The following is a 21316-nucleotide window of genomic DNA, read 5'->3' on the forward strand; positions in this document are numbered from 1 at the left end:
AAGTAAAAGCCTATCCATACAATGCATTTTTCTTAATTGTTATTGTAAGGAATCAAAATGAAAAACCGCAAATTATTTCATATACCAACGATTGTTTTAGCAATAATGCTATTGATCTCATCAGCGCAAGCAGCGGTTATTACTGGCACAATTAAAACATATCATGATGTCGAAGCTCGTGCTCCAGGAGGTATATTAATATATTACGGAAATAATCATATGATTATTCCATGGGTTTCAACTCCTTCTGTTGAGAATCCTTTGGCTTACTTCTATAGCAGTAAAAGTCTCATGAGTCTTTTTTTTGTACCTAGTGATTACTCCGCGGATGTCGCTTTTGCTACCGGAGTATCGAACATTTCTCAAATTACAGACGCCTCAATTTTTAACTTCACTGATAACTATATAGGTCCCAATAAAAGTGGTGATTTTATTGTGATGAAAAGCATTTCTACAGAAAATTATGCCGTACTTCGAATTGATAGCCTTGTACCCAATAACAATTATTTTTCTGATGGTCTTATATTTTTTGGTTCAATACTTACTGGAACTTGGTGGCTTCAAACAGATGGCACAGGAAACTTCTCATCTCCTGCTTCCCCGGTTCCAGAGCCATCCATGTTGATGCTATTGAGTATTGGTATGCTTGCTTTGCCGGGCTATCACATTTACCGGAAGAGAAATAAATTAGCCTCAAGCTAAACAGGCACGCATGCTCATTCGCAGCATACTTGCATAACACTAAAAAATGGGGTCGTAGTAGATTTGCTTAGATGCTAAGCTAATTGAGAGAAGATAAGTCATTGTAGATTATTAAAGAAAACACAATCAAAGCTGCCGGAACATTTTGTGTTGGAGGTTACAGCAAGATCGGCAGCCGATACACTGGAGATACAACCCGATAGTGCAATGCTGTTTTATCGCAAAATACGGGAAGTGATTGTTCACCATTTGGAGCAGGAATCTCACGAAATTTTTGCTGGCATGGTGAGTTAGATGAAAGCTACTTTGGCAGTATCCATAAGAGAAAGCGAGGTCGAGGCGCTGCAGGTAAGGTTGCTGTATTTGGCATATTGAAACGTGGCGGTAAGGTCTGTACGAAGGTTGTTGGGGATATTCAGATTCAACTATGGAACACCTAAACAACAACTAAAAACACTTAAACTTTGGACTCAGATTTAACCTGATCTACTACAGCCCCAATGAGTAAAGTATTCATGTTAAATTCCTTGATCGATGAACTCTAAAAAGAACAGACCGGCAAATTTTTAGAAAATAATCCCCCCGAGCTTCCCAAAACGACGCTATCGCCGGTTCTGGAAAGCTTGATTGACAGCTAAAATCGATAAAACGAAAGGGGGGATTAAGAGCTGGCGCTAGCTCAGCACACTGACATCATCCCAGCTGATTTGGCCGGGCGGTACGCCTATCAGCGTGATTGATACATCGGAGCCAAAGTTTACGATGAGATCCGCGCCCTCGTAATGCGCATCGGTGACAAAACTCTTCAGATGATCCACAGAGGTTAAGCCCAAGCCGGTATCGAACTTCAGCGAATCATGTTCTGACGAGTTGAAATCCCTAATGCGCAAATGCGCCGCTTCGCGGATGACAAAATCATCGGCGCCACGTCCGCCGGAACAATCTTCACCGCCACGGACGGCAATATGATCGTCACCATCCGACGGCGAAAAGGAAAGAGCGCCTTCGAACCTGAAATGATTCCAGTCATCCGGACTCCCCGTTGCACTCACCCACTGCTCGGACACTCGCAAATAAAGGCCGTCGCCGTCCGCATCGGCATAGCGAGTTATTTCCGTGCCGAAGGGCTTGATCTCGGTACGCACGACTTGAGTTCCATCCACCGCGTAGGTTTCGCTGCCGTCGTCATCGATCGATTTCGGCTTCAGCACGCCATCGTCCATTTCAAATACGGCCGTTACCTTGCCGCCCGTGATTGTGAACTTAAAAGCTTTGCGCTCGTGCGTTGATGAATCATCATGTGAATCGTCATGTCCTGAACTCATTTTTTTCTCCTCGTTAGTAAAAGTACTGTGCAACATTTAAATAATTAAAATATTTCGGGAAAACATTTCCAATCCGCTATTTAATGGGATCCTGCTGTGCCGGGGTTAGTTGATTACGCCATACAGTGGGCAGATTCTGCACCCAGCCGTTATAAACCAGCGGAATAGGCAGTATGCCTTGCCCGCCCATGCCCGGATTTGCCGCAATTCTGTCGTCCATCGCGGTGGCGCTCGCAGCGAAGAGTCCGACTTTTCCGGCTATTTTCGCGTCGGATGGGTCGCCGTCGCCATTGGGATCGGGATCGATGACCAGCATCCGGTTGGAAAATTTACTGGTCACGTACGCATAATAACCGCCGCCTTTCTTGGCGCCGTATTGCACGCCATGACAACCCGGATCGCACGGCAGCATGGCGACCACTTCATCGGTTGTAGCCAAATCGGGGCGCGTATCGACGATGGTGATGGTACCGGTCAGGGTATTCGCCGTTACCATGTTTTTCCCGTCCGGCGAAACCGGGGTTTGCACCGGCAGTGCGCCGACAGGCCCGGAAATCGCGCCGGATACAGGATTGTAATGTTCGATCAGGTTGATGTGCTTGATAACGGTATGCGTCGCCATATCGACCGCCGTGATGGTGCTGTCCAGCAGATTGGCGACGTAATATTTACTGGCATCCGGCATCATACCGGTGGCCAGCGGATGACTGAAATGCCCGCTGACCGGCAAAATCGCATCGATGGTATTGGTTCTGAAATTGTATTGCGTGGTATCGCCGCTCAGCACATTCGGCGTCACCATGGTCTTGCCGTCATGGCTCATCCAATGCGCATGCGCGTTACCGCGGCCGATATCCACCCGGCGCAGCACTTGGGTGGCCAATGGACTCAGCTCCATCACGGAATCGGTGCGCGTATCGCCGTTATTGGTGATATGAATCCGATCGTTGTCAGTCAGCGTCATCACATGTGCGGGCGCTTCACCGACCGATACGTTACGGATCAGCGCGCCGGTTTTGCGATCATAGACCGTCAGTTTTTTATCGAACCATTGTGTCACATAAATAACATTCTGATTTCTATCCGTCCACATATTATGCGGATTGTTCATTTTGATCGCAGGCAGCGCCACCTTGCGCGTGACTCGCCAGGTGTTGCCGTCGACCGCAGATACTGTGCCCGGTTTCTCTTTTCCCGCGGTCATTTCAAACTGCGTGGCTGCCCAAATTTCACCGACCGCGGGTGTAGCCGGATTTTGCAATGCGGATAACGGAATATCGTTGCCGTAGCGCGCATTCAGCACGGCCGGCAAATTGACGGCGCCGATATCCACGCGCACGTCGACGTTCGGATAGGTGATATGCCACGGGGCATTTTTCGCATAATCCTGCCAGTTGGCGGGATTGGTCGCGATGAAAAAAGTGCGTAACAAACGCGTCGCCAGATCGCTGCTGCTGGGAACGGTGATGCCGTTGATCAAACTGAGCGAAGATCCGAGATCGAGACCGCCGGTAGCTGGATCATCGACAATCACGGCGCCGAACATGTACGGGTGAATGCTGCATGTGAACACATACAATCCCGGCGTGGTCAGCGTCAGGCTATCCCCGCCTTTCTTCGGCTCGGTATTGAACGGCATGCCGGTTGCACCAGTTGGGTAAATCAAGCTGGTTCTGGTATGCACGGTATTGGAATTACCGGAAAAATTGACTTGCACACCCGGCGCCGCGATGGCGATCGAGCGATTACCCGCAATCGCCGATCCGGTGTCAAACCAGCGTCCTGGAATATCGGTCAGCGCAAAATTGACCTGACTGCCGGCAGCAAAAACCATGTTTACCGGCAAAGCCGAAACGGCAGCGCAATAAGCGATGACGCCTGTTATTTTTCTGACGATTGATTTCTCAAACATATAAAGCCTCTCTTTTAGATTTTCTGAAACAGTCGCTCTCAATTAAATCCGTTACATTCGAAAGCAATCTTTGTGTGATATTTTCCCGCGCGAGAAACACTATACGTGGGAAAAATTCCCATGTCAACAAATCTGTGTGATATTTTCCCACAATGTGTTAAAATTCCTCATAATCAATTGCATCGGCATTCATTGATCAACAAACAATCACATGCATGGCGTCCATTCAACCAATTCCACTTCCTCACCGGTGCTGATCACCGCATTGCGCCGGGTATTGCGCCCATTCATCAAGTTGATGCTGGCCAAAGGAATTACCTATCCGTTCTTGGCCGAGATGCTGAAGGATTTATTCGTCGAGGTCGCGGAAAACGACTTCAAGATCGAAGGAAAATCCTCCAGCGACAGTCACCTAAGCTTGCTCACCGGCATACACCGCAAGGACATCAAGCGCTTGCGCCATGACTGCCGCACGGATACGGAAACTATCCCGCAAGCGGTATCGCTCGGTGTGCGACTGGTCAATCTCTGGACCACGGATCCCCGTTACCTGGATGAAAACAATCAACCCAAGCGATTGCCCCGGTTTTCCAAAGAAGGCGGCGATATTTCTTTTGAAGGATTGGTTGCCGGCGTCAGCTGCGATATCCGCTCACGCGTTGTGCTGGATGAATGGCTCCGGCTCGGCATCGCTCATTTCGATGAAGAAAATCGCGTGTGCCTCAACACGGCGGCATTCATTCCGGCGCACGGCTTTGATGAAAAAGTTTTTTATTTCAGTCATAACGTGCACGATCATGCGGCTGCCGCAACCAGCAATCTGCTCGGTCAAAATCAACCTTTTCTGGAGCGCAGCGTTTACTACGATGGATTAAGCGCCGGTTCAATCAAAATACTGGCTGAAAAATCCGAACAACTGGGCATGGAATCACTGCTCGCCGTCAATAAAATCGCCATGGAATTGGAAAAAAGCGATGCGCAAAAGAACGAACCCCGGCAGCGCATGACCTTCGGCATTTATTATTACAGCGAAGCGGCGGAGCCGGAAAAAAGCGATGAGAAAAAAGACACCTGAAGATCGCATGATAACAAACTTAATAAAAACAATAAGTCAAAACGGCCTCTGGAAACTAGGTATTCTCGCTTTAACATTTCTTTATACCGTCAGCGCATTCGCAAAAAATAACTGCGATACCCATGCTTCGGCGATCAATCCCGCCAATCTCGCCCAATCCGGCATCGGTGGAACCGGTGGCACTGGCCACCCGCAAGGCGGCATCGGCGGAACTGGCAATACCGCCGACGATGGCGGCATTGGCGGCACCGGCATCATAGGCACCATTACCGGATTTGCCAGTATCTGCGTCAACGGCATTGAAATTCACTACAACCAGCATACCGCCATCTCAGTGGATGGCCGAGCCACTACACCACGCGAACTCGCGGTTGGGCAAGTAATTGCGGCGCACGCAACCGGAGCAGACCGGGAACTAGCGGCACGCAGTATCGCGGTGGTGCATGCCGCAGTCGGGCCGGTCAGCAACCTCGATGAGGAAAAAGGAGAAATGCAGGTCTTGGGTCAAACCGTGCGCATCGGAAAATCCCTCGAACATGGCAACCTCTCTGGCATAAAAACCGGCGACTGGGTGCAAATCAGCGGCCACCGGTTTGCCGGTGGCGCAATTGCCGCATCGCGTATCGATATCATTCCGCCGCGCGCGGAAGCCAGCCTCAATGGCCATATCACCAAAATCAGCCCGCAAGGATTCGAAATCAATGGCGCACGCATCCAGCCGGAAGGAAAATTAGTACCGGCGGGACTGACCCAAGGCATGGAAGTATCGGTTACCGGCCACTGGGATGGCGTGCATTTGCAAGCGCAACACGTTCAAACCGAGCCGACTCGTCACAGTATCGGTAACGTTGATCATGTCGTGATCGAGGGCTATATCCATGCGCTCAGCGACAAGGAATTAAATGTGAATAACCGGATCGTCACGCTGGATTCAAATACCGCCATAGCTGGTGCCACCAGAAACGATCTCCGAACGGATCAACGCATTCAGATCAGCGGCCGTCCCGGTGCTGATCAGCGCATCAGTTCTGAGCAAATCGAAGTAAAAGACGAATGGCCGGTGCAAATCCAAATGCAGGAAAGAAGTGGCAATGATCAAAGTGACCACAATATCCGGGAGCAAAAAATTAACTCAGGCAGTGAGCCCGAAGCTAAAACAATGCAAAGCGACAAAAGCGGCAAGAATCATGGCAACGGGCATGACTCCGGCACATCCGGCGAGTTGATTGACGGCAACTCAGGTAAAGACCGGGGGCATATTTCGGGAAGCGGTGGTCATTCGGGCAGCTCATCCGGCAGTAAACCCGAAACTGCAACACCGCAAAGCGATAAAAGCGACCATAATTCCGGCAGCGGGCGCGACCTCAGTGTGACGGGTGATTCAATAAAAGACACCGGCAGTCACTCCGGCAAGGATCATGCTGCAGAAATTAACGTACTGTCCGGGGATGCGCCGGCTCCGTTCGGTAGCGAACAAAAATTGGATCACCCGGTTTCCTCTGGGCGTGATCATCACGCGGAAACACCGCAACACCCTCGCGAGCAGAATCTTCCCGACCACGCAATCATCGACAAACCGGAAAAACCGGTGGAGCTGCATTCTCCGGAAAGAATCACCGACCACCGGGACACTGTCAGGGATATCGATATTCCTGACAGTGGGCGCGATCACGGCGGACATCATGACCGCCACTTCGATCGATAGATCACACTTGTAATCAAATCAGTTCAATATCAGCGCGTAAATTATCATGCATTCAGTATCAATCAAGCGGGTCAATTCAATACTGTTCCTGTTGCTGGCTTGCGCCAGCCAGGCAGTATCCGCGAACGGATTTAGTTTCAGCACCGCGGCTGATTTCACTTCGGGCCGATATGGCGGCACAACCTCGACGGACATATGGTATGTCCCCTTCACAGCGCGCTACGACAAAAACCGGGCGTCTTTCCGGATAACCATTCCCTACCTCAATATAACCGGCCCCAGTAACGTGCTCGGGCCCGGCATCGGCGCCATTGACAGCCGTGGTACCCTTTTTGACGGTGGCGCTAGCATCAGTGGAGGTTCTACCGGTGGCGGTATCGTTATTTGCGATGACCAGAACATTAATTGCCCGGGCATTATCGCAGCCGATGACAGCGGCGGCTCAGGTACGGGAGGCGGCTCCGGTTCCGGGGGTGGTTCAGGTTCCGGTGGAGGCGATGGAAGCGGCACAGGCGAAGGTGGCGGAGGTGACGATCATGGCGGCTCCGGTGGCGGCAGCGACGACGGCGGCGGTGACGATCACGGCGGTTCCGGGGGTGGCAGCGACGACAGTGGCGGTGACGATCACGGCGGTTCCGGAGGTGGCAGCGGCGACGATCATGGCGGAAGCGGGGGTGGCAGCGGCGATGGCGGTTCCGGCAGCGGAGGAAGTGGAGATGGTAGTAGTGATGATGGCGACAGCAGCGGCGGCGGTCATGGCGCGGATGACGCTGCTGAAAAATCCAGACAAGGCAAAGTAAGCGCACTTGGCCTGGTAAGCGGCATTCCTATCGGAGGCCCTTCCTTCTTCAACTCGACCCGGTCCGGATTGGGTGATATCGTCACCGCATTCAGCTACAACCTCATCAATCACGCACCTAGCGGCATTGCGTTTGATATCACGGCCCGGTTAAAAATCCCCACCGCCAGCAGCAGTCAGCGATTGGGCACCGGTCAAGTCGATTACGCCGTTCAAGGGGATTTATACAAAATGATCGCCAAGTTCACGCTCAGCGCCACTTTCGGCTACCGGATACTCGGCAACCCATCCAATATAACGTTTCATAACGTATTTTACGGTGCTGCCGGCGCCGGTTACCGGTTATCCGACACGATCACATTGGGAACAAGTTACAACATGGGACAATCGCCCGTACGGTTGCAAGAGAGCAGAGACCTGACCGTGTATCTTTCGCAAAGCGTCAGCAACCATTTCCGGTTGAATATTTACGGCCTGAAAGGTTTCGCGGAACGCAGTCCGGATTGGGGTGGCGGCATTAACCTGCGGTATGTTTTTTAAGCGCGCAGCAACCTTTCGCCCGCCCTTGTCCTTTGCCTCCGCTTGCTCAGACTCGCAGCAATCCGTCCGCTTTGCGCTTTGCCAGCAAGCAAATCAGATCGCAGGCGATATGCGCGGCGGCGAGCGCCGTGATCTGGCTGTGGTCATAGGGCGGCGATACTTCCACGATATCCATGCCGATCAGATTAATTCCAGTAAAACCTCGAATGATCGCCAATGCTTGCGCAGTAGTCAGTCCGCCGCACACCGGCGTGCCGGTGCCGGGCGCATACGCCGGATCGAGGCAATCGATATCAAAGGTGAAATAAGCCGGACGATCGCCGACGATACGTTCAACTTCGGCGATCACCGCATCGGTACCGTGCCGCTGTACCCAGGTGGCATCCAAGACATGAATGCCCATGAAATCGTCATTCCAGGTACGAATACCGATTTGTACCGAATGTTTGGGATCGATCAATCCATCTTGCACGGCTTTATAAAACATCGAACCGTGATTCAGCGAACTGGGCGAGTTATCCGGCCAAGTATCGCTGTGCGCATCGAAATGAATCAATGCAAGCGGCGCGCCAAACTTTTCCGCATGCGCTTTCAACAACGGATAACTGATGTAGTGATCACCGCCGAATGTCAGCATGCGCGCACCCGAAGCCAGAATATGCCGGGCATGATCGGCAATCGCTTCATGGATCGTCATCGGATTGTGAACATCGAGATAGCAATCGCCAAAATCGATCACCGCGAGCTGCTCGAACGGATCGAAACCCCACGGATAGGGCTTCAATGACGCGACTTCCGCCGACGCCAAGCGGATTCCTTGCGGCCCGAAACGCGCGCCGGAACGGTAAGACACCGCCAGATCGAGCGGCACCCCGCTGATCACCAGTTCGGCTCCGGTAATATCCTTGCTGTAAATGCGCCGCATGAAGGAAAGCACACCCGAGAAAGTCGGCTCGCGCAACATGCCGTGAAGATCCTCGCGTGCTATCGCACCGTTAATTTTGATTGAGCCATGATCCGTCATCGTTCAGTCCTTGTTCCTTGGTCGTTGAGTGCAATGGCGCAGTCTTGCGACTTCAGCACCGGCTTGCGATGATAATATGACCGGCCGATGCAGATTCAAGATTTTGCGGTGTGAACATAGACTCATGCCATGGATCATAGATAATGTCAGCTATAATCAGCCGTGTTTTGGAAACATGTGAATGATAAACACTATGTCACAATCAACCTACCGCAAACATATCGGTGCGATGTTATTAACCGCCAGTTTGATCAGCGGTTGTGCTTCGATGTTTTCCGGTACTTCGCAGCGCTCACCGGATACGGGCAGTCAACGCTACCCCAATCTCACCGCGCCTTACAACAAACCTTACAAGATAAATGGTGTCACCTACTACCCGATGCGCTCGGCCGCCGGCTACCGGGAAGTCGGCCATGCCTCGTGGTATGGTTCGGAATCGGGTAATCGCACCGCCATGGGAACGCGCTTCGTTCCACATGGCTTAACCGCCGCGCATAAAACCTTGCCGCTGCCATCGCGTGTCCGCGTTACCAATTTGCAAAACGGCCGTCATGTCGACGTTCTGGTCAACGATCGCGGGCCGTTCAAGAAAGGCAGAATTATCGATTTATCGCACGGCGCGGCAAAAAAAATCGGCTTGCACGGCGTGGCCAGAGTCAGGGTCGAACATCTCGACGAGAAAATCAGCCAGAAATAAGGCTTCCGCAATATACTGAAAGGGACCGATCAGCTACGCCGCGCAAATGCCGTAGCGCGGCAACAGTTCATGGATCACATAAAAGCGATGCACCTGCAACGCGTCGTGGAATAATTTCCAATTGCTGGTCAAAAAACTTGGTCTGAATTCAAATCTCTCGCGCTTATCATCAGTCACTTTGATCGTACCCAGCGCTTCATGCTTCCAGGAGCCGACGCCTTTTTCAATATACGTCAAATTGACTGGCGGAAAATCGAAATAACCGGTTGCGATACGTTCCAACCATGCTTGATGCCGGGCGCTCTCCTCGTCGTACTTGATATTGCGGAACAGCGCCTCGATTCTGGCTCTATCTGTAGCCTGCAACCCCGGAACACTGGCATTCGCGTCCCCGAGCCGGAAACGCCGCATGGCGATAACCATTTTTTCCGTCGCTTGTAAAAAAATCGCCGCATTGTCCCGGATGATTTTGTTCTTTTTGCTATCTTTGTAGCTCCATTTCAAATAAGGGCGATCCGGATAGGAAAGCGCGGCACCGTGACCCAGCGGCAACGTATCGCCGATCAGCTTGCTGGTAATCGCGTCAAATTTGTCGCCAAAATAATCCTTCAGCCGGGCTGCCAGATAATTACCGGGATTGTCTTCATCGTTCAGCTTACTGATATCGTTGCTTTTGTGATTAACCCCGGCGAACCCCTGATGCGACCAGGTATCGGCATACACATGCAGCGTAATGCCGAGCCGCTGCAAAGCGTGCGGACTATTCTTGCTATTGATGCACGCGGCCACCATGTCCCTGGCGATAGGGCTATCCGGTTTGCAGACGATTTTGTCCATGAAGGTATCCAGCGGATTCTGCCCAGCATTCGCGTCATTATTGCCCGGCAAGAAATGAAACGGCAGCCACGCCTGATGATTGGCCAATTCGTCAAAATTCTTGTAATCGAGGGTCTTATGCGCCGAGCTGATATGTTCATACATGGAACCGTCGGTGAAGTGAACAACACCGGCATTAGTCGCATCATCGACATACTGCGAAGCATAGGCAATGATCTCGGCCTCGGCGTGATCGAAATCGGCCAATCGTGCCAGCACATAGGTTGTCGCATGATGAAAGTCTTTTTGCATGATCGTCCTTTTACTCGTTTGAATTATTCTGATTTCGTGAAGTAACCGATGCAAGCTTTTTGTTCCGCCGGTGTCATGAACCCTTTATGCTCGTAACGCGCCGGCAAACCCAGTTTCTTCAGCTTATCGCTCCACAGCGGATTGTAGGGCATCAACGCGCACGACTTGACGCCCTGTTGATCGAGAAATGCGGCGATGGCGCGGAGGTTGTCTTCGGTCGTTGTTATTCCCGGAATCAGCGGAATTCTTGGAATCACCGGTATCTGCGCATCCTTAAGTAAACGGGAAAAATTATCCAGAATGCGCTTGCTCGAGTGCCCGCAATATTCTTTGCTGGCTGCTTCATCCATCAATTTGATATCAAAATAAATCAAATCCAGCCATGGCAGCATTTCATCCTTGAAGCGTTGATAATCGAAAAACCCGCTGGTTTCTATCGCCGTATGGATACCTTCGCGTTTCAAAGCTTGCAACAGCTGACTGGCGAAACCCATTTGTAATGTCGCTTCACCACCCGACAACGTGACACCGCCACCGCTTGCAGTAAAAATCGGTTTGTCTTGCAGCAATCGGTACATCAGTTCGTCCACCGTGTACCACGTGCCGATCCGGTTGCCATGAATATCGGTTTCGGGCTTGACCGCTCTGCCTTCAGGATTCTGGCACCAAACACAGGAAAGCGGGCAGCCCTTGAGAAAAACCGTGGTGCGGATACCGGGGCCGTCCTCGCTGCAATCGCGCTTGATGTCGAAAACCAGCCCCTTTTCGCTGCTCATAAAAATTCCTTCACAGCCGCCTGAACATTTTTGCCGATCGCGCCGAACTTAAACATATGCCCGAAGTTACCGGTAATCTGCACCAGATTCTCAATCAACAACTGCGCCACATCCGCATTCGGACGCCCGGCCAATCCCAAAATCGCCTGGGTATCCTTAAAGCGGATTATCAAATCCACTTCGTTTGGATCGCGCTCGATCCGGTCCGCTTCCGCTTCGCTGAGCGCTTCGGTCGTCACGATGGCAACCGGATTCAATTGCTTGCCGAACGGTGTTTCAATAAAAAGCGCTTGCGGATCGGGACAGAATTTAATCAGCACATTCACGTCGTCTTGCGGTTTGCGCGTGCGGATCAGGATTTTCCCCTGGTAATAGCGAATACCGCCCGGCGCATTGGGGTCGCGCATAACGAAATTATCGTCGAAAAAATGCTGCGCTTTCCGCGCCTTGGATTCGCTCAAGCCAGGGTTGATCAAGAAACCGAACCCCAGTTTGATCAGCGCCGCCATGCCGGTAGCCAGCAGCGTGCCTTCCATGCGATCCAACAGACCGTCCAGACTGCCATCCGTTTCACCCAGCTGGATGCCGGATTTTAAAATATAGTGTATGCCGTCCGGTAACGCGGGAATAGTCGCGTGCATGGCTACGCTCCTGTAGTTGCGTGCTGTTCGACGCCGCTTTTCATGTCGAAATTGGCGCGATCGATAATTTCCTGCCGCATCAACGGACTCAACGTGACATAGTAAGCGGAGTAACCGGCCACGCGGATCATCAGATCTTTGTACGGCGCCAGCGCTTTTTGCTCGGCTTCACCCGCACCGGCCCGGCTTGCCGCCGTCGCGGCAGCGTTTGCCGCGATGAAATCCTCGATCGAGGTCACGCACAGTTGAACCAGCACACCGTCCTGATCCATAAATGTCTTCATATGCGTAGCGAAAAGCTCGATATCTTCATCGAAATACGCCTTGCCACGCGGCGTCAGACTGAGATTATAGGTGTAGCCGTTTTGCACCGTATCCGCGTCGACGCTGGCCACCGACAGCATATGATCCAGCAGCATCACCGGCTCGCCGTTGGCTTTGACGATACCGGGGCACGGCGTGATGCCGCTGGCGAACGACGCGCTATTGACCCGGCCATTCGGCGTAGCCCGGCTCAGCATGCCGAAACCGGCGTGGTTGGTCATGCTCCAATAACCGGTCAGGTAGCGCCCGCCGCGATGCGTGCGGTACTTGAAAAAAACCTCCTGGATCATTTTAGTCAGTAAGCGCGTGTACTTAACCGCCATTGCATTGTTGTAAATACCACCGGGGGTTTCATCGACCCCGGCGCCATACTTCGGCGCCAGGCGGATCAAGCGCATGCACTCTTGCAGCCGCTGTGGCGTCATTGCTGCCGGATGCGTGCCGGAACCACCTGCCAACTGCCGGATACGATCCAGCCAGTTTTTGACAAAATTGTGCGCTTCCGCCTCATTAGCGGCCAACGGGCTGCGGCCGAAATTCGCATCCAATACTGCGATCAGTTCCTGCGCCGACATCTTGCCGCCGAACACCAGCGCATCGATGACACAAAACGAATCGATCACATCGGCAAGCCCGATAATGGCCACCCCGGAAGAATTATATTTGGCGCCGCCGGAAGCAACGTCGCGGAATTTGGCGCCACTTTCTCCCGGTTTGTTCGTGGGCCCGTCGAATAGTCCCGACAGCAGTGGCGAAGGCCGGACTTTTTCCAGCGTGCGCCCGAGATAATTGTTGAATTGCACGCAATGCCGCGCCATTTCATCGAGCTGAAAGCGAAAGCTAGCGATGAAATCCTGCATCGACGTCATCGCCGTCAACGGCGGGGACGTGTAATCCGGCTGGCCGTAGAACAAATTGGGATCGTTCTTGCCAACGCCGTCGCTGCGGTGCTTGCCGCCGAACATCGCCAGCTCAAGCACCGCCGGCAGCACCAGCAAGGTGGAGCCGGTATGGCCGTAATGTTTATGGTCGGCATTCTGTTCGATACAGCCGATCGACGCGTAATCATGCGCATCCGCCAACGCTTCGTCAGGCGTAACATGATCGTGTTTGGCATAATAATTCGCCATGCTGCGGATCACCGGCGCATCGCCGTGCAGCGCAGGTGTTGCGCGGGTAACCAGATTCACCTGGCAAATGCGTTTCAGATAAGGGGAAATCTCATGCGCCGCCAAAGGCGTGCCATCCGGCGCGCGATGATGAACATCCTTATGATAGCGGGCATGTACGTTCGGATCGCGGATGGACAGCATTTCCGTCGCTTTCAGGATGATGTAGGTCATGTCGTTGACTGCATCGACCGTCTGGCCATTTTCCCAACGCGTACCGCCCACGGTTAATGCCTGGTTCGAACCGCTGCCGGCAAACAGCACCTCCGCGCTTTCCGGCGACAGCGGCACATGATCGGAGCAGCGCAAAAAGAAGTGACACATCAACTCGACCGCCCGTTTTGTATACGCCGTTTTCGCCGCTTCGTCCGGTTGCGACTGCCAGTCGCGCAGATAGAATTCATTCAGCGTCTGATCCAACCGGCCCAGCGAGAGGCCGAAATTGGTATTTTCCTGCAACAGCAAGTGGTAGCAAATCCAGACGACGGTAATCGCTTCCGCCAAGGTACTGGCAGGCTCTGCCGGCACCTTGCGGCAGATCGCCGCCAGCTCGCTATTTCCGGCTTTTTCGGCGGCCTCGGCCAAATGTCCGGCGTAAATCTTGGCGCCCTCGTATACCGCAATGACGCTTTGGGCAAATTCGATTTTTTGCGGCGTATCGGCGACACCATCGGCGATATCTTTCTGCAGTTGCGCAATCAGTCCGTTGAATCCGAATTGCAGCACCCGGGCGAAATCCGGTGTGGTATGGGAAACGGCCGTGGCTTTATCGGATAAGTAAAAAGCCACCCGTTCAAACAGTTCCTGGCATTTGGGCGTTTCACCGGCGCTTTTTTTCAGCGGCGGGTCGATGGACGGTTTGCCTTCGCACATTCCGCCATCGACTTCATCGCGCTGATCGTTCTTGTAATCCGCGGTGTCGTAAGCACTATAACGCGCCGCCTCTTGCACCGTGCGCCGCTCCAGCCAGAAGGGAAAAATTTCTTCGTTCAGCCGCTTGGCGACTTCCGGCTTGATCTTGAACGGATTCTGCGGGCGTTTGGCCAGCGTCTCCAGCTCCGGCCAAATGCAATACCCGCTCATATCCATGTACACCACCGGGCCGACAAAGCTGGTGGTGGTTTGCCCCGGCAGTAGGTCGGTGCTGCGCACCAGCGGCGTTTTGTGGCTGAATACGTGTTTCAACGCTTGCGCGCGGCGCGTTACCGGCAGCAACGCCGCATGTTCGGGCTGACGCAGAAACTCGGTCAATAAGCGCGGCAGTTCATCGCACACTTCCGGAATCCATTCCGGATCGAACAATTGATTGCGCCACGCCTGCACCACCGGGAAGTCGCCGAGCTGGATGTCGCTCAGCGCCAGATCGCGTAATGTTTTGATCTTATCCGGCGTGGTATTGGGAATAGGAAAAACGGCGATGTTACCGCTAAATGCTGAAGTATCCGCAGTGCCCTGTTCTAGATCGATGCGGATGCCGCCGCGATTGAATTTGTCATTACTCATCATTTTTCCTCCACGCTGATTAATTCAAGGTATCCAATCCGATTGCCAGCCGGTGATACTGCCATGCATCATCGAGCAGCAAAAAATAACCAAACAACTGGTAGCGGTATTCCGCAGGGTCGACCGATGAATGGAACGGTTTATCCAACGCCGTGGAATAAATCAGTTGCCCCAGATAAAGGCCGTCGGCGATCTCAACGATCTCGTCGAGACAGAAACCGATCGGAACCGGACCGCCGATCATTGGAAAGCGGTAGTGAAATTGAAACACTTTTTTCTTGCTCCCGTTGCCGTTATTCATTGGCAAAATAGATTCCCGGTCATCCACGCCAAGAAAAATGTAACCCTGCCTGGCGAATGGTGATGGCCCGCTTTTCGACACCGCCTGCAATGAAGCATCCGGCACGCGATAATTCATATCGGCGATCCGCATCAGCGCATCGGCGGTGACAATGCGTTTATCCTGAATATTGCAGCCGTCCACCCAATGCTGCGCCGCCTCATTCTCCCAGAATGCCTTGTCTCCATCGGACATACCGCGATCCCAGGCGCCGCTTTTCAAATGCTGAGCGTACACACCTTCCGCATCCCAATAATGCGCTTTGTTTTTTTCCACCAAAGCGTAATGCGGCGCGCTGGCGATATGCGTTTTGAGCTGGTGAACGCGCTCGGGATAGCGCTCGGCCAAATCGCCGCTCTCGTCGAGCAGCATGCTCAATTTCCGGCCGGAGATTTTTTCATACGACTTTCCCGCCCACGGGAAAATATACTTGCCGATGCTGTGCCATACTAGGTTGAGCACATTGGGCGTACTGTGCCCCAGCGCCAGACCGGCAAGGCGGCCGGGAAAGAGCTGCTCGTCGCCCGGCTTGGTATCAGGATCGGGACAAAACGTTTCGGCAAAGCCGCAATGCAAATTGAGCGTCGCGCCGTGATAGTAATCAAAACCGGTGGTGCGTGTTGTTTCGCCATACCAGTCCTTAGTTTCTTTGCTGTCGACGCGCACGTTGTAACCTCGCTCGCCATGTCCCTGGAACAACCCGCTTTCTACTGTTGGCGCTACGCCGCAACGAAACAGGCGATTGAGCTTCTCAAAATGTTTCAGGTTATCTTGCGGATTGCTCTGCGCGGAAATTTCCGCGCTGATCCGTTGCAACATCTGCAAAATCGACTCGCCTTCTTGGCGCATTTGCCTCACATCACCATCTTCCGCACGCTTAGGCGACTCTTCCAGGATAAACGTGGTGAATTTGCGCTGGAGCGCTGCATCTTTTTTCCAATCCTCGGCCCAATCAGTGATTCCGGGCCAGCTCTGCACACCCGCCGTTACCGTTTTCACGGCTTCCGGCTCGCCTGAAATCGCTGCCGCTTGCGCATAACCCAGTTCGTTGTAGCCCATTTCACCCGGACGCGGACGCAGCTGCGGAAATGCGTTATCCGCATAAAATTCCTTGGCATAGGCCGGATCGACCATCAGGAAAAAGCCGTTATTCTGATAATCGTACGGATCGCTGTCGTCGACCCAGCCCACGGGGAAAATCCGTTTGATATTGTCGATCATCGAACGGTACGGGTAGCTGTCGCCGATCGATAGGACATGGCCATCCGGCAAAGTGAAGGTTCCCAAACTGTAATGGTGCGTGGCGAACACCAGTTGGCCCAAATAAATACCATCGTCGATGCGGACGATTTCATCGATCAGGCGCGTCATGGGATACACCGGACCGAGACCGGGCCAGCGGTAATTGAGCTGATACACTTTCTTGCCGTTCATTTCCGGCACCACTGAAGTGCCCATGTTGCAGAGAAAATATCCACCCGTTTTACTGTACGGAATCGCTTTTTCCTTGGCCAGATTTTCCGTTCGCAATTCGCAATCAAATCCTGCCGTATCCGGGCGCATCGGCCGGTCTTTCAGCTTCCATAGCTGCGTTAACGCAGGCAGCCCGATCGCTTGTAACGCATTGGGATCGGGCGGTTCACGGAAAAAATTGCGGCCGATACGCACCGTGGCCGGATCATAGCCGCTCATTGTTTTCGTATCATTGGCGGTTTTCTTCGCCACCGTGCCGCGCGCTACCGGTTCGAACGTTTTTCCCATCCACAAACCGGTGTCGGCATAGGTCGCATTCCAAGCGGTCGCCATCCATTCGATATCGGCCATCAAGGATCGATCCTTGCCGAGCGACTGAGCGGATTTCTTGAAATAATCGCTGTCGCGGATGGAAACGGGAATGCCGATCATCGGCCCGCTGATGACCTCAGCTGCGCCGCATTTGAATAAGGTATCGAGCTTTTTATGGATTTCCGGCCAGCGCTGGCGCTGATGATTATCCGCCAGAATGCGCTGGTACGTGCCCAGCAATGCAAAGAAATCGCCCTGATAATCGTTCTTAAGAATAGCGTCCAGGGCACTAGATAAGGATTGCCGCTCATCACTCGAGCGGGCTGTGAAATTTCTGGTACTCAAGAAGGTTGTCATGAATTCCCCCTTTTGTATGTTAAGCGAAACTACTTAACCGGACTTACCGCCAACTCATTGAATCACTCTTATAGTACATCCTGGCAGCTAAGATTTCTAAACAATTTGGGGATTACTGGTCGCAGGAGTAAACACATCGGAAAAGAAAGCATCCTTGGGCAAATTGCGATAGCTGGTAAAGTCGTGATAAGCGGCTTTAACCATGACGGGAACGCCGCAAGCATAGATTTGGTGCCTTTCCAAGTTCTGATGATCTTGCATCACGGCTTCATGCACCAGTCCCGTTCGACCATGCCAATTGTCCGATGGCAACGGCTCCGACAGTACGGGGATAAAAGTAAAATTGCCGTGCTGTTGTTGCCAGCTTTCAGCCAAATCGATCAAATATAAATCCGCTTTTGTGCGAGCGCCCCAATAGAGAGTTATTTTTCTCTTGTTGTTTCGATTGTTTTCTTGATAAAAAATATGTTCCAGAATACTTTTTATGGGCGCGAATCCTGTACCGCTTGCCAGGAAAATAATCGCCGTGTCATCCGCTGCTTCGCGTAAGAAGAATGAACCCAGCGGCCCCGTAAAACGCAGCATGTCTTTAACTTTCATCTGCGTAAACACATGTTCCGTGAACGCGCCGCCCGGATAATTCCGCACATGCAACTGCAATAACTCGTCATCATGCGGTGCGTTTGCCAGGGAAAAACTGCGGCGTTTACCCTCTTTGAGCAAAATATCGATATACTGTCCCGCCAGAAATTGCAGCCGTTGATTCGCTGGCAGTTTGAGAGAAATAATCATGACATCCGGAGCGACAAGCTCGAGTTTTTGCACACGACAGGGTAACGTTTTAATTTCAATATCCTTGGTTGCGCCAATCTCATGGCATTCAATCACAACATCGCTCAGAGGAGAAGCACAGCAAAACAATGCGTAACCGACTTGTTTTTCTTCTTCAGTCAAGGTTTCTTCACTATAGTTGCCATAGTGTACTGTCCCCTGGATGATTTTTCCTTTGCAAATTCCGCAGGAACCATTGCGGCAACCATACGGTAGTGAGTATCCTTCGCGTAAAGCCGCTTCAAGAATCGTTTCTCCGGGTTCTACCCGGAAAGCATGCCCGCTGGGCTGAATAATGATTTGATGCGACATTGAGTGGCAAGCAAGTAGATATGATAATTAGAGACAGATTTTATGAAAGAAACATTATTAATTGTTGGTTGCGGTGATGTTGCGCTAAGAACGGCGAAGCTATTGCAAGCACATTACCGGATTCTCGGCCTGCTGCGTAATTTAGATAGCGCCGGTCGCTTACGATCGCATGGCATTATCCCGGTTTACGGAAATTTAGATTCTCCAAAGAGCCTTGCAAAACTCGCTGGAATCGCACAGCTGATACTGCATCTGGCACCTCCACCCAACCACGGATTACGCGACAATCGAACCGCGCATCTACTGTCCGCAATCTCCAAGCGAACTAAAAACAAAGCGCCGATTTTACCACAACGATTGGTCTACATCAGTACCAGCGGAGTCTATGGTGACTGCCACGGCGCATCAATTGATGAAAGCCGCCCGATCAATCCCCAAAATGACCGGGCAATCCGGCGCGTCGATGCTGAAAAGCAGATACGAAGCTGGGGCAAACGAAATCACGTTCCCATTACCATTTTACGTGTTCCCGGTATCTATGCCGCGGACAGACTGCCGCTGAAACGCCTGCATGAGGGTCACCCCGCCATAGTGGATAGCGAGGATAGTTATACCAACCATATTCATGCCGATGATCTGGCGCGCATCATCGTAGCCGCCCTGCATCGCGCAAAAGCAGGCAGAATCTATCATACAAGCGATGACTCCCGTCTGAAAATGGGAGAGTATTTCGACTTGGTGGCGGATCATTTCGGCTTACCACGCCCGCCCCGCATCACCCGAAACCAGGCATACGAGCAAATATCGCCGGGTATGTTGTCTTTCATGAAAGAATCCAGGCAGCTCAAGAACCTAAGAATGAAAAAAGAATTACGCGTCAAATTACTATACCCGACGGTATACGAAGGCGTTGCGGCAGCGCCAACCAACAATCTATGAAATCCCGCGATGGTGCTCCACACGGCTTTAATTTCTCCAATTAACACTAAGAATATACCAATCCGTGCCGTTTATTGCGCACAATCTCAAAACAATCACTTGGGTTTAGACGTCAATAACTGCGGCGGTATTTAAGCTTCCGCAGTTTTTCTGATGTATCGATTTTCTGAGAACCCTGGTCCTTAGGAGTTAATATGGCAACCGTAACCGCTCAGGCAGACAAGAAATTAAAGGAGTTCAATTATTCATGGGAAGGCAAGGACAAAACCGGCAAGCAACTGAAAGGCGAAATGCGCGCCGCCGGAACCGTGATTGTGACTTCCACATTACGCCGCCAGGGTATTAAAGTCACTAAAATCAAGAAAACCGAATCCGGCGGTAAGATAACCGACAAGGATGTCACTTTATTTACCCGCCAGCTCGCAACCATGATGAAATCCGGCGTACCGCTATTGCAGGCCTTTGATATCGTGGCAAGAGGGCACAGCAACCGCGCCTTGAGCAAATTACTCATGGACATCAAAACCGACGTGGAAACGGGCAGCAATTTAACGGATGCGTTCCGCAAATACCCACTGTATTTTGACGCTCTGTACTGCAATCTCGTTGGCGCCGGAGAAGCGGCCGGTATTCTGGACGGCATTCTCGATCGCCTGGCCACATATAAAGAAAAAATTCAGGCGATTAAGGGAAAAATCAAATCCGCGCTTTTTTACCCGATCTCGATTATTGTCGTTGCATTCATCATCACCGCGGTCATTATGATTTTTGTTATCCCCGCTTTCAAAGATTTATTTGAAGGATTCGGCGCCGAATTGCCAGCGCCGACATTGGTCGTAATGAAGCTCTCGGATTTCTTTGTCGCCTATTGGTGGGCGATTATCGGCGGTCTGGGCGGTGCAATTTATGCCTTTTTGTATGCCTGGAAACGCTCAATTCCCATGCAGCGCGTCATGGATCGTTTTGCACTCAAATTGCCGATCTTCGGTGAAGTTATCCGCAAAGCCACCATCGCCCGCTGGTCGCGCACACTCTCGACCATGTTCGCGGCCGGTGTTCCGCTGGTGGAATCATTGGATTCCGTTGCCGGTGCTGCGGGAAATTTTGTCTACTACGAAGCGACCAAGAGTATACAACTGGAAGTCAGCACCGGTAATAGCTTGACGTCTTCAATGGCAGGCACCAGTGTATTTCCGAACATGGTGATCCAAATGGTCGCGATCGGCGAAGAAGCCGGATCGCTCGATGCCATGCTCGGTAAAATCGCCGATTTCTATGAAGCGGAGGTAGACGATGCGGTAGCCGCGCTTTCGAGCCTGATGGAGCCCATTATCATGGTGGTATTGGGCACCCTCATTGGCGGCATGGTCGTTGCGATGTACTTGCCGATCTTCAAAATGGGTATGGTTGTCAGTTAAACTCAATTTCCTCA

General features: G+C 52.1%; 16 protein-coding genes and 1 pseudogene. 8 read left to right on the forward strand and 9 right to left on the reverse strand.

The window, feature by feature from the left end:
• The first annotated feature begins 57 nt into the window (after positions 1–57).
• Positions 58–702 (forward strand): PEP-CTERM sorting domain-containing protein, encoded by a 645-nt coding sequence (locus tag HRU77_07950; protein QOJ20633.1) that lies wholly within the window; start codon positions 58–60, stop codon positions 700–702.
• A gap of 93 nt (positions 703–795) precedes the next feature.
• A pseudogene (locus HRU77_07955) lies at positions 796–1115 on the forward strand (IS1595 family transposase).
• Between the two features lie 261 nt (positions 1116–1376).
• On the opposite strand, the gene HRU77_07960 reads toward HRU77_07955, so the two are convergent.
• Both HRU77_07960 and HRU77_07965 read right to left on the reverse strand, forming a co-directional pair.
• A complete protein-coding gene (locus HRU77_07960; GenBank protein QOJ20634.1) occupies positions 1377–2027 on the reverse strand; it encodes a hypothetical protein in 651 nt (216 codons plus the stop codon).
• A 76-nt stretch (positions 2028–2103) separates the two neighbouring features.
• Positions 2104–3939 (reverse strand): copper oxidase, encoded by a 1836-nt coding sequence (locus tag HRU77_07965; protein ID QOJ20635.1) that lies wholly within the window; start codon positions 3937–3939, stop codon positions 2104–2106.
• A 211-nt stretch (positions 3940–4150) separates the two neighbouring features.
• Here HRU77_07965 and HRU77_07970 point away from each other — a divergent pair, with 211 nt between their 5' ends.
• From HRU77_07970 to HRU77_07980, 3 genes are read left to right on the forward strand one after another with little or no spacing between them, the layout of a single operon-like run.
• Entirely contained in the window at positions 4151–5014 is an 864-nt protein-coding gene (locus tag HRU77_07970) for a hypothetical protein (GenBank protein ID QOJ20636.1), read from the forward strand.
• A complete protein-coding gene (locus HRU77_07975) occupies positions 4995–6719 on the forward strand; it encodes a hypothetical protein (protein ID QOJ20637.1) in 1725 nt (574 codons plus the stop codon). Before HRU77_07970 ends, HRU77_07975 begins: the two co-directional genes overlap by 20 nt.
• Before the next feature lie 46 nt (positions 6720–6765).
• Entirely contained in the window at positions 6766–8058 is a 1293-nt protein-coding gene (locus HRU77_07980) for a hypothetical protein (GenBank protein QOJ20638.1), read from the forward strand.
• A gap of 46 nt (positions 8059–8104) precedes the next feature.
• On the opposite strand, the gene speB is transcribed toward HRU77_07980, so the two are convergent.
• Positions 8105–9082, reverse strand: a complete 978-nt coding sequence (gene speB, locus HRU77_07985; protein ID QOJ20639.1) for an agmatinase — start codon at positions 9080–9082, stop codon at positions 8105–8107.
• 193 nt (positions 9083–9275) lie between these two features.
• Between speB and HRU77_07990 the strand changes: the two genes are divergently transcribed.
• A complete protein-coding gene (locus tag HRU77_07990; GenBank protein QOJ20640.1) occupies positions 9276–9779 on the forward strand; it encodes a septal ring lytic transglycosylase RlpA family protein in 504 nt (167 codons plus the stop codon).
• Between the two features lie 33 nt (positions 9780–9812).
• Here the strand turns inward: HRU77_07990 and HRU77_07995 are convergent, their stop codons facing one another.
• The 6 genes from HRU77_07995 to HRU77_08020 all read right to left on the reverse strand — a co-directional run bounded on the left by HRU77_07995 (position 9813) and on the right by HRU77_08020 (position 18945).
• Positions 9813–10907 carry a hypothetical protein gene (locus tag HRU77_07995; protein ID QOJ20641.1) on the reverse strand — a complete coding sequence of 365 codons (1095 nt, stop codon included), beginning with the start codon at positions 10905–10907 and terminating at the stop codon, positions 9813–9815.
• Between the two features lie 23 nt (positions 10908–10930).
• Entirely contained in the window at positions 10931–11683 is a 753-nt protein-coding gene (locus HRU77_08000; GenBank protein QOJ20642.1) for a radical SAM protein, read from the reverse strand.
• Positions 11680–12324, reverse strand: a complete 645-nt coding sequence (locus HRU77_08005; GenBank protein QOJ20643.1) for a hypothetical protein — start codon at positions 12322–12324, stop codon at positions 11680–11682. The genes HRU77_08000 and HRU77_08005 overlap by 4 nt, the downstream gene beginning before the upstream one ends.
• A 2-nt stretch (positions 12325–12326) precedes the next feature.
• Positions 12327–15323, reverse strand: coding sequence for a formate acetyltransferase (locus HRU77_08010; protein ID QOJ20644.1), 2997 nt, complete (start codon positions 15321–15323; stop codon positions 12327–12329).
• Between the two features lie 16 nt (positions 15324–15339).
• Complete coding sequence (locus tag HRU77_08015; GenBank protein ID QOJ20645.1) at positions 15340–17802, reverse strand: hypothetical protein; 2463 nt, start codon at positions 17800–17802, stop codon at positions 15340–15342.
• 96 nt (positions 17803–17898) lie between these two features.
• A complete protein-coding gene (locus tag HRU77_08020) occupies positions 17899–18945 on the reverse strand; it encodes a CDP-6-deoxy-delta-3,4-glucoseen reductase (protein QOJ20646.1) in 1047 nt (348 codons plus the stop codon).
• A gap of 42 nt (positions 18946–18987) precedes the next feature.
• Here HRU77_08020 and HRU77_08025 point away from each other — a divergent pair, with 42 nt between their 5' ends.
• Together HRU77_08025 and HRU77_08030 are read left to right on the forward strand one after the other, a co-directional pair.
• Entirely contained in the window at positions 18988–19884 is an 897-nt protein-coding gene (locus HRU77_08025) for an SDR family oxidoreductase (GenBank protein ID QOJ20647.1), read from the forward strand.
• A 308-nt stretch (positions 19885–20192) separates the two neighbouring features.
• Positions 20193–21302, forward strand: coding sequence for a type II secretion system F family protein (locus tag HRU77_08030; GenBank protein ID QOJ22105.1), 1110 nt, complete (start codon positions 20193–20195; stop codon positions 21300–21302).
• The last annotated feature ends 14 nt before the right edge of the window (positions 21303–21316 follow it).

The organism is Gammaproteobacteria bacterium (assembly GCA_015709615.1).
Classification (GTDB): domain Bacteria; phylum Pseudomonadota; class Gammaproteobacteria; order Burkholderiales; family Nitrosomonadaceae; genus Nitrosomonas.

Excerpts from the sequence above, each read along its gene's own strand:
- HRU77_07950 (QOJ20633.1), top strand. The coding sequence starts at position 58 with ATGAAAAACCGCAAATTATTTCATATACCAACGATTGTTTTAGCAATA.
- HRU77_07960 (QOJ20634.1), bottom strand. The coding sequence starts at position 2,027 with ATGAGTTCAGGACATGACGATTCACATGATGATTCATCAACGCACGAG.
- HRU77_07965 (QOJ20635.1), bottom strand. The coding sequence starts at position 3,939 with ATGTTTGAGAAATCAATCGTCAGAAAAATAACAGGCGTCATCGCTTAT.
- HRU77_07970 (QOJ20636.1), top strand. The coding sequence starts at position 4,151 with ATGCATGGCGTCCATTCAACCAATTCCACTTCCTCACCGGTGCTGATC.
- HRU77_07975 (QOJ20637.1), top strand. The coding sequence starts at position 4,995 with ATGAGAAAAAAGACACCTGAAGATCGCATGATAACAAACTTAATAAAA.
- HRU77_07980 (QOJ20638.1), top strand. The coding sequence starts at position 6,766 with ATGCATTCAGTATCAATCAAGCGGGTCAATTCAATACTGTTCCTGTTG.
- speB (QOJ20639.1), bottom strand. The coding sequence starts at position 9,082 with ATGACGGATCATGGCTCAATCAAAATTAACGGTGCGATAGCACGCGAG.
- HRU77_07990 (QOJ20640.1), top strand. The coding sequence starts at position 9,276 with ATGTCACAATCAACCTACCGCAAACATATCGGTGCGATGTTATTAACC.
- HRU77_07995 (QOJ20641.1), bottom strand. The coding sequence starts at position 10,907 with ATGCAAAAAGACTTTCATCATGCGACAACCTATGTGCTGGCACGATTG.
- HRU77_08000 (QOJ20642.1), bottom strand. The coding sequence starts at position 11,683 with ATGAGCAGCGAAAAGGGGCTGGTTTTCGACATCAAGCGCGATTGCAGC.
- HRU77_08005 (QOJ20643.1), bottom strand. The coding sequence starts at position 12,324 with ATGCACGCGACTATTCCCGCGTTACCGGACGGCATACACTATATTTTA.
- HRU77_08010 (QOJ20644.1), bottom strand. The coding sequence starts at position 15,323 with ATGATGAGTAATGACAAATTCAATCGCGGCGGCATCCGCATCGATCTA.
- HRU77_08015 (QOJ20645.1), bottom strand. The coding sequence starts at position 17,802 with ATGACAACCTTCTTGAGTACCAGAAATTTCACAGCCCGCTCGAGTGAT.
- HRU77_08020 (QOJ20646.1), bottom strand. The coding sequence starts at position 18,945 with ATGTCGCATCAAATCATTATTCAGCCCAGCGGGCATGCTTTCCGGGTA.
- HRU77_08025 (QOJ20647.1), top strand. The coding sequence starts at position 18,988 with ATGAAAGAAACATTATTAATTGTTGGTTGCGGTGATGTTGCGCTAAGA.